Genomic DNA, 13,746 nt, shown 5'->3' with positions numbered 1-13,746 from the left:
ATTGAGCGAAAATTGGCCTATTCAGTCGGTTCAATGGTACTCGTCAGCCCTGCCATTTTCAGGCCTTCACAATAAAATTCAGCATGCTCAAGGGCACAGGTGATCACCAAGGCCACCCCCGTCAGGTGCGCCTCCATCATGATATCCACGGCTTGCGGTTGGGTGAGGCTCGGCACCGTCTTCAGCAATACCTCCACCACATACTCCATGGAATTGACATTGTCATTGTGAAGGAGCACACGATAGCGGGGCGCCAACTTGCGAACGGTTGCTGGTTTTTCAATGGTTTGCACTGACATTGTTGGCCATGCCTCCATTCAGTGGACATTCAGTATCAGGAATTCAGCAAATATGCTTAAGATTTTAGCAAACGGATCAAACTTGACCACTTGCCGATTCCGGACGCAACAGTGGGAAAGCAATCACATCGCGAATACTGGGGGAATCCGTCAGCAACATCACCAAGCGGTCAATACCAATCCCTAGGCCTCCTGTGGGTGGCATTCCATGCTCTAGAGCTGTGAGGAAATCTTCATCAACACTGTGGGCTTCCAAATCCCCAGCCGCTTTGCGCCGTGCCTGTTCCTCCAAGCGTTGCCGTTGATCCAATGGATCCGTTAACTCCGAAAAACTATTGGCGTGTTCGCGACCAACGATAAATAATTCAAATCGCTCCACCAGTCCCGGTTGGCTGCGGTGGGGCTTGGCCAAGGGGGAAATCTCCACAGGATAGTCAAGAACAAAGGTGGGTTGAATCAATGTCGGTTCAACAGTCTGCTCAAACACTTCGTTAAGCACTCGGCCAATCGTGTCACAGGCGTCTAAGTCTTTTACCCCTGCTTTTTGGGCTGCTTTCTTCGCCGCTGCTAGATCGCACAATTGGCGAAAATCAATCCCAGTGGCTTGCAACACTGCATCGTGCATGGTCACCCGTCGCCATGGCGGCGTCAGATCAATCGTTTCCCCTTGATAAGTCATCTTGAGCGTGCCCAACACCTCCATCGCTGCTGTGGTGATGATTGCCTCCGTCAGCGTCATCATATCGTTGTAGTCGGCGTAGGCCTGATAGACCTCAATGGACGTAAATTCAGGGTTGTGCTTGGTTGAGATGCCCTCATTGCGAAAGATGCGCCCCAGTTCATAGACCTTCTCAAAACCACCGACAATCAGGCGCTTCAGGTGCAGTTCTGTGGCAATGCGCAAATAAAGCTGCATCTCCAGCGTGTTGTGATAGGTAATGAAAGGACGAGCCTCGGCTCCCCCGGCTTCCGCCTGTAGCACCGGCGTTTCAATTTCAATAAAGCCTTGTTCATTGAGGTAGCGGCGAATGGCGGCGGTGATCAGTGCTCGCTTGCGGAACGTATCGCGTACGTGGGGGTTGACAATGAGATCCACATAGCGCTGACGATAGCGTTTTTCCACATCCGTGAGGCCGTGCCACTTGTCCGGCAGAGGCAGCAATGACTTCGTGAGCATGCTGTAGGATTCCACCACAACCGAGAGTTCACCCTTTTCTGTGCGCTTGAGGGTGCCCACAGCGCCAAGGATATCGCCGACATCCGTCAGGTGTTTCAAATCGGCAAAGGCGGCTTCCCCCATGCCTTGGCTAATGGTTTGCTTATCGAGGTAAAGCTGAATTGTGCCGCTGTCGTCCTGAAGTGTAAAAAAGGCCAGCTTGCCAAAGACGCGCCGCGCCATAATCCGACCGGCGACACTGACGCGATCGTCCACCGCTTCACCAGCGGCCAAGTGAGCATATTTTTCTTGCAGAACTGCTGCAGTATGGGTGCGCTCCCAACGATAGGCATAGGGGTTCATGCCCTGTGCTTGCAGTGTTTTGGCTTTCTCAATCCGTGTTGCCCGAATTTCGGCTCCCGTTGCCCCCACGTCGGCCATATTGGTAGAAACTCTCCACGATTAGCAAACCTTAACCTTCTCATTGTACGCTCTGGAATCGGTACCAACGCTGCTAAAGGGGAATCGAGTACAGTGGATGCTAGTGCAACCGACAACGTAGAACAAACGGCTATGACCCCTGCGAAGTCCCCTCGCCGTAAAGTGTCTAACCCCATTGACCTCCAGAATCCGCAGTACTACTTCAACCGCTCCCTGAGTTGGCTGGAATTTAATAAGCGGGTACTCCACGAGGCCTATGACCCCCGCACACCGCTCCTAGAGCGGCTGAAATTTATGGCCATTTTCAGTTCCAACTTAGATGAATTTTTCATGGTGCGGGTGGCGGGTTTGAAGCAGCAAGTGGAAAGTGGCATTGTTCAAGGGGGAGCCGATGGCATGCCCCCAGCGGAGCAATTACAAGCAGTGCGGCAATATCTGCTACCAATCGTTACTGAGCAACACCGCTATTTCGACCAAGAATTGCGTGCTCTCTTGGCCAAGGAAGCCATTTTTCTCACCCGCTTTAATGAGTTGACCCCTGAGCAGCAGGCCTACCTCAACGACTACTTCCAAGCGCAAGTTTTTCCGGTGCTCACCCCCTTAGCAGTCGATCCGGCGCACCCCTTTCCCTATATCTCTAGCCTCAGCCTCAACCTTGCGGTTCTGATCCGTGATCCCGAATCTGGCCAAGAGCGACTGGCACGGGTGAAGGTACCGAATCGGTTTCCGCGCTTTGTTGCCCTGCCCCAACATTTGCACTCGCCTCAAGGTGCCCATTGGCTAGGCGTTCCCCTCGAAGAAATGATTGCCCACAACCTCAGTGCCCTCTTTCCGGGGATGGAGATTCAGGCCTACTTTGCCTTTCGCATTACCCGTAGTGCTGACCTCGAACTAGAAACGGACAAGGCGGATGATTTACTGATTGCCATTGAGCAGGAAATTCGTAAACGGCGCTTCGGCTCTGTGGTGCGTCTAGAGGTGCAGCGGGGCATTCCACCGCTTCTGAGGCAAACCCTGATGGAAGAGATGGATCTTGAGGAGATTGATGTCTATGAACTGGATGGTCTGTTGTGCCTCAATGATTTGTTTGCCTTTATGAGCTTGCCCCTGCCCCACTTGAAGGATTCGGAATGGCACCCCCAAGTGCCTCCCCGTTTTCAGCGGGTGGAAGAGCGGGAGTCAATGTTTGACACCACCAGTGAGATTACAACTTTGGGCACCGACTACTGGGAAGCCGTGGCCAATGAACTATTTAGCCTGATTCGGGAGGGAGATATTCTGGTGCACCACCCCTACCATTCCTTTGCGGCAACGGTGCAGCGCTTTATCACCTTGGCGGCCCACGATCCCCAGGTGCTGGCGATTAAAATGACCCTCTATCGCACCTCAGGGGACTCGCCGATTGTCAGTGCCCTGATTAAAGCCGCAGAGAATGGCAAACAGGTGGCGGTCTTGGTGGAACTGAAGGCGCGCTTTGACGAGGAGAACAATATCCTCTGGGCACGGAAGCTGGAAAAAGTGGGCGTCCACGTGGTCTATGGCGTACCGGGTCTCAAGACCCACACAAAAACGGTTTTGGTTGTGCGCCAAGAGGCGGGGCAAATTCGTCGCTATGTCCACATTGGCACGGGCAATTACAATCCCAAAACTGCTGGCCTCTATGAGGACCTAGGGCTGTTTTCCTGCCGTGACGAGTTAGGAGCGGATCTCTCGGAACTCTTTAATGTGCTCACGGGCTATTCCCGCCAACGGGATTATCGCCAGCTTCTCGTTGCCCCGGTCACAATGCGCGATCGCACGCTGCAATTGATTTACCGTGAGATTGAACACGCCCGCAATGGTCACCCCGGCCGAATTATTGCCAAGATGAATGCGATCACAGATACGCAGGTGATTCGTGCCCTCTATGAGGCGTCCCAAGCAGGGGTAGAAATTGATCTAATTATTCGTGGCATGTGCTGTCTGCGGCCGGGGGTACCGGGGGTGAGCGATCGCATTCGGGTGATTAGTATCATTGGCCGCTTTTTGGAGCACTCACGGATTTTTTACTTTGGCAACAATGGCGAGCCAGAGTACTACATTGGCAGTGCCGACTGGCGATCGCGCAACTTAGACCGCCGCGTTGAAGCCATTACCCCCATTCAAGATCCAACCATTCAACTGGAACTCAAAGAGCTGCTGGAAATTATGTTGGCAGACAATCGCCAAGCATGGGAGCTGCAACCCGATGGCACCTACCAGCAACGACAGCCAGCCTCCGGCGAACCCGAACGCGGTACCCACCGTGTTTTAATGGCACGTACCCTCAAGGAAGTAGAAGCGAGCCGCTAGCTAGCGCCTGCATACCCTTGCGCCATGGCTCGAAAGTCTGGACTGTTTTGCAGGAGTTCTTGGTAGCTCCCGACAGCCGCCACTTGGCCATTGGCCATTAGGTACAGGCGATCGCACGCCATGACAGTGCTGAGGCGGTGGGCAATCATAATAATGGTTTTTGCACCACTAAGGGCTTGAATCGCATCCATCACTCCCGCTTCCGTTTGGTTATCGAGAGCTGCTGTTGCTTCATCCATAATGAGCACTGAGGGGTTGTGGTAAAGGGCGCGGGCAATGCCAATTCGCTGGCGCTGTCCTCCCGAAAGGCGCACCCCCCGTTCACCGACAACAGTGTCTAGGCCCTTTGGCAGGGTATGGACAAAGGTGGCTAACTGAGCTGCTTCTACCGCCGCCCACAGGGCGGTTTCATCAATGGCCTCTGCCGGTAAGCCAAAGGCAATGTTGTGGCGCAGCGTGTCATCGGAAAGATAAATGGTTTGGGGAATATAGCCAATCTGCCGTTGCCATTGGGCAAGGTTGTGGTAAATACTCTCACCATCCACACGAATATCCCCTTGAGAAGGTTCTAGGAGTCCCAAAATTAGATCGACAATCGTGGTTTTCCCTGCCCCTGAGGCTCCAACAAAGCCAACCATTTCCCCCTGTTTGATAGTCAGAGAAACCCCACAGAGGGCTGGCCGAGGGGCATTGGGATAGGTGTAGTGCAGATCAATTAGTTCGAGGCGATCCTGAAAAATTGGTTCTGCTGCTGCAGCAGCGGTAGAGGGAGCCTGCAACATTCTGGCTTCTAAAAGATCGTCATACAACAAATCAACAGAAGCAGAATAGTAAATAACGGAGTTAAGGTTGTTGGTTAAGCGAGTTGCCGATGGCAACAGACGAAACGCTGCAGCTGCAAATAGAGAAATTAGCGGCAGAACTTGTGCCACGTTGCCCCGCTGAAGCAAGTTGAGGATAACAATAAGAATAATTGTGAGAACAGCTAACGTTTCAAAATAAGCACGGGGTAACTGCTGAATAAACTGCAAAACTAAGTTTGCTTTGCGGTCTTCAGTCATGTTTTCAGCATAGGTCTTCAGGAATTGCTGCTCGCGACCTAGGACTTTCGCTTCTTTGATGCCGCCCAAACTCTCACTAATACTTTGGATCGATTTTTGAGCATAATCAATGCGACGTTGACCCACTTCCTTGAGCTTATGGCGAAAGGCTTGAAAGAAAAGCAAGGATAGAGTTGAGATTAGGATAATAACCAAGATTGAGATGAGAGGGTTACTCCAAATAATGACTGAAAATATGGCAAAAACAATTAGAGATTCAGAAAAAATAACTAATAAAGGCAGGAGATACAAATTAAAAACATTATTTATTTCAGTATTTACATTCTGGATTAGTTTAGCAGTATTGTTTTGTAGGTGAAATGTGTAGGGTTTGTAGAGATAGGATTGCAATAATAAACTTGAGAACTTGCGGTACTTACTGTTCAGAAACTCCAACTGAAGATAGGTGCTCAAGGCAATAAACAGGTTCTTGCCCACATATAAAAGCCCTAGAGCAGCACTGAGGATCAATAGCCACTGGGATTGCTCTGCAGGGGTTAGAGGAACCTCTCGCCAAAATAGGAGGGCGTTTAAGCGTTCCGGTTTTTCGACGACAGCAATAAAGGGCAGCACCAAACCCACCCCCAAGGCTTCCCAAATACTGCCAATGAGCATCAAGACACCAATGCCTGCCAGTTGCCAGCGATCGCCCCGATCCAGTAGTCGCCAAATTTTGCCAAGGGAGCGCAGTGCAGGGTGCTTTAACATTCCGTTTTAGGGGTAACAACGCCTTGATCTTAGGCTACTTATGCCCAAGTCGTGCTTCCCAAATCTGGCGGAATATCTTGCCAGCGACCTTGACCGACAGCCCGAACCGCTTCCCGCAAATCCACTGCTTTGGTATAAAGTGCCTTACCGACGATCACCCCCGATAACCCTTGGGGACTGAGGGCAAAGAGACTGAGAATATCTGTGAGGGAACCCACGCCACCCGATGCAATGACCGGGCGATCGGTTGCCGCCAATAACTGCCGCAGTGCTGGAATATTCGGCCCTTGGAGAGTGCCATCCCGCTGAATATCGGTGTAAACAAACCCTGCTACCCCCATTGTTGCCATTTTTTGGGCAAGATCGGTGGCCAAGATCGTTGAGGTGTCTAGCCAACCCCGCGTTGCCACATAGCCATCGCGAGCATCCAGCCCTACCCAAATGCGTCCGGGGTATTCTGCGGCCAAACTGGCCACTAGCTCTGGATCCTCAAGAGCCACGGTACCCAAAATGGCACGATTGACGCCTTGGAGAAAGAGATCAGCCACTGCTTGGCGCGATCGCAAGCCACCCCCCACCTGCACAGGAATTTCAAGAGAGGCGACGATCTTGGCAATCAGATCATAATTTCGCGGTTCGCCCGTTTTGGCTGCATCTAGGTCAACCACATGCAAGCGGGGAGCACCCAACCGCTGCCAGTAGAGGGCAACTTTTAGAGGATCATCATGAAAAACCTTGACCTTACCATAGTCCCCTTGCACTAGGCGCACACATTTGCCGTCAAGTAAATCAATGGCGGGGATAACATCCATTGGCGTCAGAAATCCTTATTGAAAAATTGAAAATTTGAGCGTAACTCCCATCCTAGCAGTCACAAGGGGTGAAGCGCATCGGAGGATTGCTAACATAGTCCCCTTCGTTCCTGAATTGACAAGAGCCACCCATTGAAGGCCGCGCCCTGTCTAAATTCCTGTGGCGATCGCGTGATTATGCAACAGATTTAATGGGATTCCGTTTGAACATGTCCCCCAGATCCTCGCGCAGCAGGTGGGGAAACCTTCATAGGCGGACAGAAAATTCAGGCTGCATTTCCTCGAGCCTTGGGAATTTGAGTGCTGCTCACCAGTCACGGTAAGCTAACAAACAAAGGATTTGCTTGGGGTACAAGGACATGGCTGTTGCTGCCGCCATTATTCTCGTGTTGTTGAGTGGCTGGGTGAATGACCATCCGTGGGGATGGCTGCTGATTCTTGGTCTAGGGTTGGGCTATTGGTACTGGCGGCGATCGCCCGCTGCGCCAAACCCGGCTCCCCCTCAACCTTCTCTGCATCCTCAATTACTGGAAAAGCAACTGGCAGACACGCGGAGCCTTTTGCAGGAACTTCCCATAGAGCGCCAAGCCTCCCTACAATCAGCCCACAGCCAACTCCAACAGCGGTTAGATAGCCCAACGGTTGAGGTGTGTGTTCTCGGGCAATCGGCCTATGCTCTCAATCGGGTGTACGATGCCGTCGCTACCCTACCCCTCGATAGCTGTACGTTTCAGCAGCAAACATTGGCAACGGTGCCCCAGGCAGACTTAGTGCTTTTGACCGTAACGGGTGCCCTTACCGCCAGTGAGTTTGAGATGCTGCGGGTATTGCAAGCAAGCCATTATCACGTTCTTGTGGTGTGGTATCCAGAAATGGTGCAGGAGCGCGATCGCCCGAAGGGCGCGCTTTGCGATCGCGTGGCAGTGCATTTACAGCAGCAACTGCAACAACTCCAGATTGGACAAGATCAACTCATTCCCTTTACACCCCACAATCCCCAAGAACTCACCTCCGCAGTGCTGCACTGTCTCACCCAACAGCGAGCGAATCTGGTCTTAGCCGGCACCTATCGCCGTGCCCAACAACTCCATCAACAGGCGCAATCCGCCCTCAACCAGTATCGCCAAGAACGAGCCACCCCGATCATTGAACGCTACCAATGGCTGGCAGCAGCGGCAACGGCAGTGAATCCTCTTCCGCTTCTGGATCTCGTCATGGCCGGGGGGCTATTGGTGCGCCTCACGTGGGATCTCGGTCAAATCTACCAACGCTCCTTTCGCTTGGCGGATGCTGAACCCCTTGCCAAGGAGCTATTGCGGCTAATGGTGCAGTTGGGGGCTGTGGAACTGGGCACCCAATCCCTAGGACAGTGGCTCAAGGGCAATTCCCTCACCTATTTGGCAGGGAGCTGTTTACAGGGGGCAACGGCAGCCTATGTATTGCGCTTGAGTGGCTTGAGTTTGATCCATTACTTTGAGACCGCTCCCCAAGCAAAATCTCTGCCCTTGGTGACTCGATTGCAGCAAAGCCTTCAGTGGGCACAGCAACAGGTGGGACGCTCTCCCTTGCAAACCCTAGGACAGTCTCTTGCCTTGCCGTCGGCCTAGCCAGTAACGCAGGAGTTGAGCGGCAAAAAGCACAACAAATGCGGGATTGTTCAGCAGATAGCGTTGCCAGAGGCGGCGGGGTTCTTGCAGGAGTCGAAAGAGCCACTCCAGACCGATCGCCATCATCCAGCGAGGCGCTTGCGCCACAACGCCACTGTGAAAATTAAAGGCCGCTCCCACACCCACCAAGACAATGGGCAGAAAAGGGCTTTGGCGAGCCATCCACTCCTCCTGCTTCGGACAGCCAAGGCTGACAAAAACCAGATCAGCACCGCTATCAAGAATGCGCTGGCGATCGCTGGCCTCCTCCTCAGGGGTCAAAGGACGAAAGGGAGGCGCGTAGGCACCCACAAACTGCATCTTGGGAAAGCGCTCTCGCAGATTTCGTTGCAGCCGCTCTAACACGAGGGGTTCACTGCCATAGAGGAAAATACGCCAGCCTTCCTCTTGGGCGCGATCGCACAACGCCAGCATCAAATCAGGACCATAGACCCGCTCTGCTTGCGGAAAGCCCAAGAGCCGTAAGCCCCACACCAAGGGCATGCCGTCAGAGGTCACCAGTTGGGCACCATTCACCACCCGTTGAAAGGGCGATCGCCACACCCCCGTCATCACCACATGAACATTCGCGGCAACCACATAGCCCCCCTTGCCTTGAGCAATCCACTCAGCGATTAGATCACAGGCTTGGTTGTAGGTGGTGACATCAATCCGTGTCCCTAAAATGTGCGCCGACTCCACGCTGGGGCTACTCCGCATGTTTCACTTGATTCCAGCGTAGGACATTGGTTGCAGAACCGAAGTGAACATCCGACAATGCAAAGCAGATGTCATGTTGTGCCCTGCGGAATGAATTTAGAAGAGTGCTATCGCATTCTGGAGTTGCCACAAGGGGCGTCCTTAGCTCAAGTGAAATCCGCCTACCGACGGCTAGCACGACGCTATCATCCCGATGTCAACCCCGGCGATCGCACTGCCCATGAGAAGTTTATTCTCCTCCAACAGGCCTATGAAAAATTAGTACGAGGACTGCCCACCTTTCGGCCTACCCCTGTTAAATCAGAACCCCAATCTCGCCCACCGCAGCCACCGCCGCCTCTCTCTGCCTTTGAGATTGAACTGAAGCACGCTAGCTATCGCCAACTTCAGGAATTTCTCAAATATCGCTGCTATCAACGTGCCATATCCCTTGTGGAAGGGTTGGCCAGTCGGCTGCCTCAAGATGCCGAAGTACGCCAGTGGCAAGCCGTCACCTATCAGTGCTGGGCGAGGCAACTCATTCGCGATCGCCAGCCCCAAGCGGCACGGGAATACCTGCATCGCGCGCTGAAAGCCGATCCGGATAACCGACTCCTTTGGCAAGAAGCAGAAAAAGACTTTCGTACCCTTGATCGCCTCTACGGCAAAGAAATCTAAGTCCAATCCTCCCGTTTATTGCTGCCCAGCTTGTAAACACCGCCGCGAGCGTGAATGGCACGGGTACGCTCAAACAGTTCTTCCTCCGTGAGTTGCCATTTTTCTAGCAGCTCTGCCATTAACTTCTTATTGGTTTCGGCACCGGGGAAGCCATCATAGCGAATCAGCAATCGCCCCAATTCCGCCAAGTTGTAATCACTGATGCCCTCTTGTCGCAGGCGCTCGAGGACTAACCGATCTTGGGCTTCACGGGGATGTTGTAGGTTCTGGGAGTTTGTCATTTTACCCTCCAAGATTTATTGATGAAACTTTAACGGCTAGTTTTGCGATAGCGATTCCCCGGCTGCTGCTCGACCCAACCCGTTAGCTCCAAGTGCATTAGTTCTGCCATCACCACCCCTGTTTCCAAGGGTACGCGCTGCACAATGTCATCAAAGGCAACACTATTGCTGCCTTGGCTCAGTTGTTGAATCGCCTCGAGAATCTGTTGCTGGGGGGGCGATAGCGTTGGGGGTGGGGCTGAGAAGGGTGTTGGATCGAGGGGGGGTGTATGCCCCAATTGTTCGAGGAGAGCTTCTTCTCCCAAGATAATCTGTGCCCCTTGATTCACCAGACTCAGGGCACCCTTGGCACGGTGGTTATCGAGATGCCCCGGCAGCACATAGACATCACGACCATACTCGGCAGCATAGCGAGCAGTGATCAGGGCACCGGATTTGTAGGGAGCCTCTGCAATAATCACCGCACGGCACAGACCAGCAATGATGCGGTTGCGACGGGGAAATTGGGGGCGATCGGCACCCACGCCCCTAGGATACTCGCTCAAGAATCCCCCGCGTTCACGAATCTGGTAATAAAGCGAACGATTTTCTGGTGGGTAGATCATATCCACACCCGTGGCTAAGACGGCCAGTGTGGCACCTCCAGCTTCTAAAGAGCCACGATGCGCCGCGCCATCAATGCCTGCGGCCATGCCGGAAACAACAATAAACCCAGCTTGGGCAAGGGCATACCCCAGCTTGTGCGCCCAACGCTGCGCATATTCTGATTCTGAAGGATCACGGGTGCCGACAATGGCAACAGTTGGTGTGGGTTGACTGAGAATTTCTAAAATGCGAGTCCCGCCATAGTAGAGCAAGGGCGGCGGATCGGGAATTTCGCGCAGCAGTGGTGGATAGCGAGGGTCACTCAGCACCCAATGGTGGGGATTTTGCTGGCAGTGGTGCTCGTAGAGAGCTAGGGGTTGGCACTGCTGACGATAGTGGGCGATCGCCCCTTGGAGTTTGGCACCAATCCCCTCTACTTTTCCTAAGGTTTCTACGGAGGCTTCCCAAGCAGTTTTCAAATCGCCAAAGTGCTGCCAGAGGCGTTTGAGTAACACCGAGCCAAGGCCGGGTACCTGTGACCAACTGTACCAATAGGCAGCATCAGCGGGAACCAAGGGCGCTTAGTAGGCTTCCTGCAACTCGTAGAAGTCAGGGGTGATGTAGTCTTTGCGCAGCGGCCAGCCCACCCAATCCTCGGGCATAAGGATGCGCTTCAAATTTGGGTGCCCCTCATAGACAATGCCAAACATATCGTAGGATTCCCGCTCTTGCCAGTCGGCGGTTTTCCAAATCCAATAGACGGAAGGCACACGGGCATCATCCCGAGGGACAAAGACTTTAATCCGCACCTCTGGGGGGCGATCGGCATTATCACTGAGCTTGATCAGGTGGTATGTGCTCACCAAGTCTTGGCCGGGACCCGAATCATAGGCGGCTTGGCACTGCAAATAGTTAAAGCCGTCGGCATAGAGGGCTTGGCACACCGCCAGCAGGCGATCGCGATCCACTTTGATGATTTCTACGCCAGAGGCATCGGTACCGAGGGATTCCACACTCAGGTTTTGAGACTGGAGAAGGCGGTATACAGGGCCAGCTTCAACAATGGGGGCTTCGGGGGTGTCACTCATGTTCGCTGCTCCAACCTAAAGGCAATCAACTCACTCAAGACCATTCGAGGGCACGTTTGCGCCACGCATAAACTAGAGCCACGACCAGAATGGCAATGAAAATCAAGGCTTCAATAAAGGCCAGTAAGCCCAACTGATGGAAGGCCACCGCCCAAGGATATAAAAAGACCGTTTCCACATCAAAAATGACAAAGACGAGGGCAAACATGTAGTAGCGCACATTGAACTGAATCCACGCGCCACCAATGGGTTCCATCCCCGATTCGTAGGTCGTCAAGCGGATCATCCGCCCGGATTTGGGACGCAATAGCGCAGAGGCAGCTAAAGCCAGTACGGGTACCAGACCACAGATAATCAAAAAGCCAAGAAAATACTCGTAACCACTGAGAACAAACACGGTTGCAGTGTCCCTCGATCTTGGAATTGCTACCATTTTGACACACTCCCCTAGCGATCGCTAGGCTAGGGATCAATAGAAAAAACTAAATTGCCCTATAGCGAATCATTAGCGATGTCCCAACCCACTGTCCTCTGTGCTGGCGAAGTCCTCTTTGACTGTTTAGAAGTGCCCCCTGATCCCCCGCAGTGTTTTCTGGGGGGTGCCCCGGCCAATGTGGCCTGTGGTTTGGTGAAGTTGGGGGTGAGTGCGGCCTTTTTGGGGGCTGTGGGGGACGATGCCTTAGGGGAGCAAGCCTGTGCCGAATTAGCCGCTTTGGGCGTCAATATCGAAGCGGTCGAGCGGGTCGCTGGGGTGCCGACGCGGCAAGTGCGCGTTCAATTGGTGGGGGGCGATCGCCAGTTTGTGGGATTTGCGCCAGCGGGAACTTCTGTCTTTGCCGATATGCAGTTCTCTGGCCAGCAAGTCTCGCCATCGTTCCTAGCTGGGGCACGATTTTTCGTCACCGGCACCCTCGGACTAGCCAGTGAACCCACCGCCACCACCATTGAACATCTAGTCCAGCAACTGCGGCAAAACGGTGCCTTTATTCTCATTGATGCCAACTGGCGACCGATCTTTTGGCGGGATGCGAGTGCTGCTCCTGAACGCATTCGTCCTTTTTTAGCACAGGCGCATTTCCTGAAACTGGCCAAGGAAGAGGCGGAATTATTTTTCTCTGACAGTGATCCCCAAGTTGTCTATCGTGCCCTTTGGGGGACGGCACCTGACCATGCTGTGGTCATTACTGACGGGGATCAAACTATTCACTACTGCTGGCACGGAAATCAAGGGGAATTACAACCACCCGCCATGCCCGTTGTGGATACCACTGGTGCCGGCGATGGCTTTGTTGCGGGTTGGATTGCCCAATTATTACAGGGCAGCCCGGAAACCTACCGTGACCCCCAATGGCAGGCTGCTTGTTTAGAATTTGCCACGGTGGTGGGGGCGCTCGTGACGACAAAACGGGGGGCGATCGCTGGTCAACCCACCCTTGCTGAGGTCACTCAATGGCTTCGGGATCATCCTCAAAGAAAAATACGGACGCACTCACCGCCCTAGCAGTGGTTGATGGGCTTGTCGCGATCGCTGGCTGATGTTCACGGCTAGGGATGGCTGCCGCCAAGGGACAGGCCCGCCAAAACCCCCGCACCGGCACATTCAGTTTTTCACAGGTACCACCACGCCGCCCTTCGGAATAATAGAAGCGGCAAAAGCGGCAAGTTGTGGGAGTGAGAATTGGGCTGTCCATCGCGGGGATCAACTCCGAAGTAAAATCTTTAGGCTCTCTACCTTCCATCCTATGAAATTGTCCTCAGCGACTTTTGCAGTGATCACAGGGTCAAAGAGGCCTAGGAAGCAGGTTTTAGCGATCCCCAGTGGTCAAAAGTGCTTTTAGATTCTTTTCATACTCCCGCAACACTCCGTAATAATACGGACATCAATTGTAGGAAAAGTGAAAAAAAGGTTACGCCCGCAGACG

14 protein-coding genes are annotated in these 13,746 nt (G+C 53.3%); 4 read left to right on the top strand and 10 right to left on the bottom strand.

What is annotated here, in order from left to right; all coding sequences use genetic code 11:
* Window positions 1-17: 17 nt before the first annotated feature.
* Complete coding sequence (clpS, locus tag RHJ80_RS04210) at window positions 18-299, bottom strand: ATP-dependent Clp protease adapter ClpS (RefSeq protein WP_024123996.1); 282 nt, start codon at window positions 297-299, stop codon at window positions 18-20.
* Between the two features lie 76 nt (window positions 300-375).
* The gene (lysS, locus tag RHJ80_RS04205; RefSeq protein ID WP_310801533.1) at window positions 376-1,896 is read right to left on the bottom strand and encodes a lysine--tRNA ligase; all 1,521 of its coding nucleotides are present in this window, start codon (window positions 1,894-1,896) and stop codon (window positions 376-378) included.
* Between the two features lie 132 nt (window positions 1,897-2,028).
* Here lysS and ppk1 point away from each other — a divergent pair, with 132 nt between their 5' ends.
* Window positions 2,029-4,227: a polyphosphate kinase 1 gene (ppk1, locus tag RHJ80_RS04200; protein ID WP_310801532.1), complete on the top strand. Its 2,199-nt coding sequence runs from the start codon at window positions 2,029-2,031 to the stop codon at window positions 4,225-4,227.
* Here the strand turns inward: ppk1 and RHJ80_RS04195 are convergent.
* Together RHJ80_RS04195 and hisA are read right to left on the bottom strand one after the other, a co-directional pair.
* On the bottom strand, window positions 4,224-6,035 hold the full coding sequence (locus tag RHJ80_RS04195) for an ABC transporter ATP-binding protein (RefSeq protein ID WP_310801531.1): 1,812 nt from the start codon (window positions 6,033-6,035) through the stop codon (window positions 4,224-4,226). The genes ppk1 and RHJ80_RS04195 overlap by 4 nt on opposite strands.
* Window positions 6,036-6,073: 38 nt before the next feature.
* On the bottom strand, window positions 6,074-6,847 hold the full coding sequence (gene hisA, locus RHJ80_RS04190) for a 1-(5-phosphoribosyl)-5-[(5-phosphoribosylamino)methylideneamino]imidazole-4-carboxamide isomerase (RefSeq protein WP_310453298.1): 774 nt from the start codon (window positions 6,845-6,847) through the stop codon (window positions 6,074-6,076).
* A 359-nt stretch (window positions 6,848-7,206) separates the two neighbouring features.
* Here hisA and RHJ80_RS04185 point away from each other — a divergent pair, with 359 nt between their 5' ends.
* The gene (locus tag RHJ80_RS04185) at window positions 7,207-8,454 is read left to right on the top strand and encodes a YcjF family protein (protein ID WP_310801530.1); all 1,248 of its coding nucleotides are present in this window, start codon (window positions 7,207-7,209) and stop codon (window positions 8,452-8,454) included.
* Here the strand turns inward: RHJ80_RS04185 and RHJ80_RS04180 are convergent.
* Window positions 8,422-9,195, bottom strand: coding sequence for a WecB/TagA/CpsF family glycosyltransferase (locus RHJ80_RS04180; protein ID WP_310801529.1), 774 nt, complete (start codon window positions 9,193-9,195; stop codon window positions 8,422-8,424). The genes RHJ80_RS04185 and RHJ80_RS04180 overlap by 33 nt on opposite strands.
* Before the next feature lie 108 nt (window positions 9,196-9,303).
* On the opposite strand from RHJ80_RS04180, the gene RHJ80_RS04175 reads away from it, so the two are divergent.
* Window positions 9,304-9,870 (top strand): J domain-containing protein, encoded by a 567-nt coding sequence (locus RHJ80_RS04175; protein ID WP_225901650.1) that lies wholly within the window; start codon window positions 9,304-9,306, stop codon window positions 9,868-9,870.
* Here RHJ80_RS04175 and RHJ80_RS04170 read toward each other — a convergent pair.
* From RHJ80_RS04170 to ndhC, 4 genes are read right to left on the bottom strand one after another with little or no spacing between them, the layout of a single operon-like run.
* The gene (locus RHJ80_RS04170) at window positions 9,867-10,151 is read right to left on the bottom strand and encodes a DUF3288 family protein (RefSeq protein WP_310801528.1); all 285 of its coding nucleotides are present in this window, start codon (window positions 10,149-10,151) and stop codon (window positions 9,867-9,869) included. The genes RHJ80_RS04175 and RHJ80_RS04170 overlap by 4 nt on opposite strands.
* 29 nt (window positions 10,152-10,180) lie before the next feature.
* Entirely contained in the window at window positions 10,181-11,311 is a 1,131-nt protein-coding gene (dprA, locus tag RHJ80_RS04165) for a DNA-processing protein DprA (protein ID WP_310801527.1), read from the bottom strand.
* Window positions 11,312-11,317: 6 nt separating this feature from the next.
* Window positions 11,318-11,824, bottom strand: coding sequence for an NAD(P)H-quinone oxidoreductase subunit J (locus RHJ80_RS04160; RefSeq protein ID WP_302678933.1), 507 nt, complete (start codon window positions 11,822-11,824; stop codon window positions 11,318-11,320).
* Window positions 11,825-11,858: 34 nt separating this feature from the next.
* Window positions 11,859-12,221: a photosynthetic/respiratory NAD(P)H-quinone oxidoreductase subunit C gene (gene ndhC, locus RHJ80_RS04155; protein ID WP_149820086.1), complete on the bottom strand. Its 363-nt coding sequence runs from the start codon at window positions 12,219-12,221 to the stop codon at window positions 11,859-11,861.
* Between the two features lie 114 nt (window positions 12,222-12,335).
* Here ndhC and RHJ80_RS04150 point away from each other — a divergent pair, with 114 nt between their 5' ends.
* Window positions 12,336-13,325 (top strand): carbohydrate kinase, encoded by a 990-nt coding sequence (locus RHJ80_RS04150; RefSeq protein ID WP_310801526.1) that lies wholly within the window; start codon window positions 12,336-12,338, stop codon window positions 13,323-13,325.
* Here RHJ80_RS04150 and RHJ80_RS04145 read toward each other — a convergent pair.
* The gene (locus RHJ80_RS04145) at window positions 13,267-13,515 is read right to left on the bottom strand and encodes a hypothetical protein (RefSeq protein WP_190278043.1); all 249 of its coding nucleotides are present in this window, start codon (window positions 13,513-13,515) and stop codon (window positions 13,267-13,269) included. The two genes, RHJ80_RS04150 and RHJ80_RS04145, sit on opposite strands and share 59 nt — an antisense overlap.
* Window positions 13,516-13,746 lie beyond the last annotated feature (231 nt).

Source organism: Thermosynechococcus sp. QS41 (assembly GCF_031583515.1).
Classification (GTDB): Bacteria; Cyanobacteriota; Cyanobacteriia; order Thermosynechococcales; family Thermosynechococcaceae; genus Thermosynechococcus.
The sequence above is the reverse complement of the archived record's forward strand: the minus strand, read 5'-3'. Positions and strand labels throughout refer to the sequence as shown.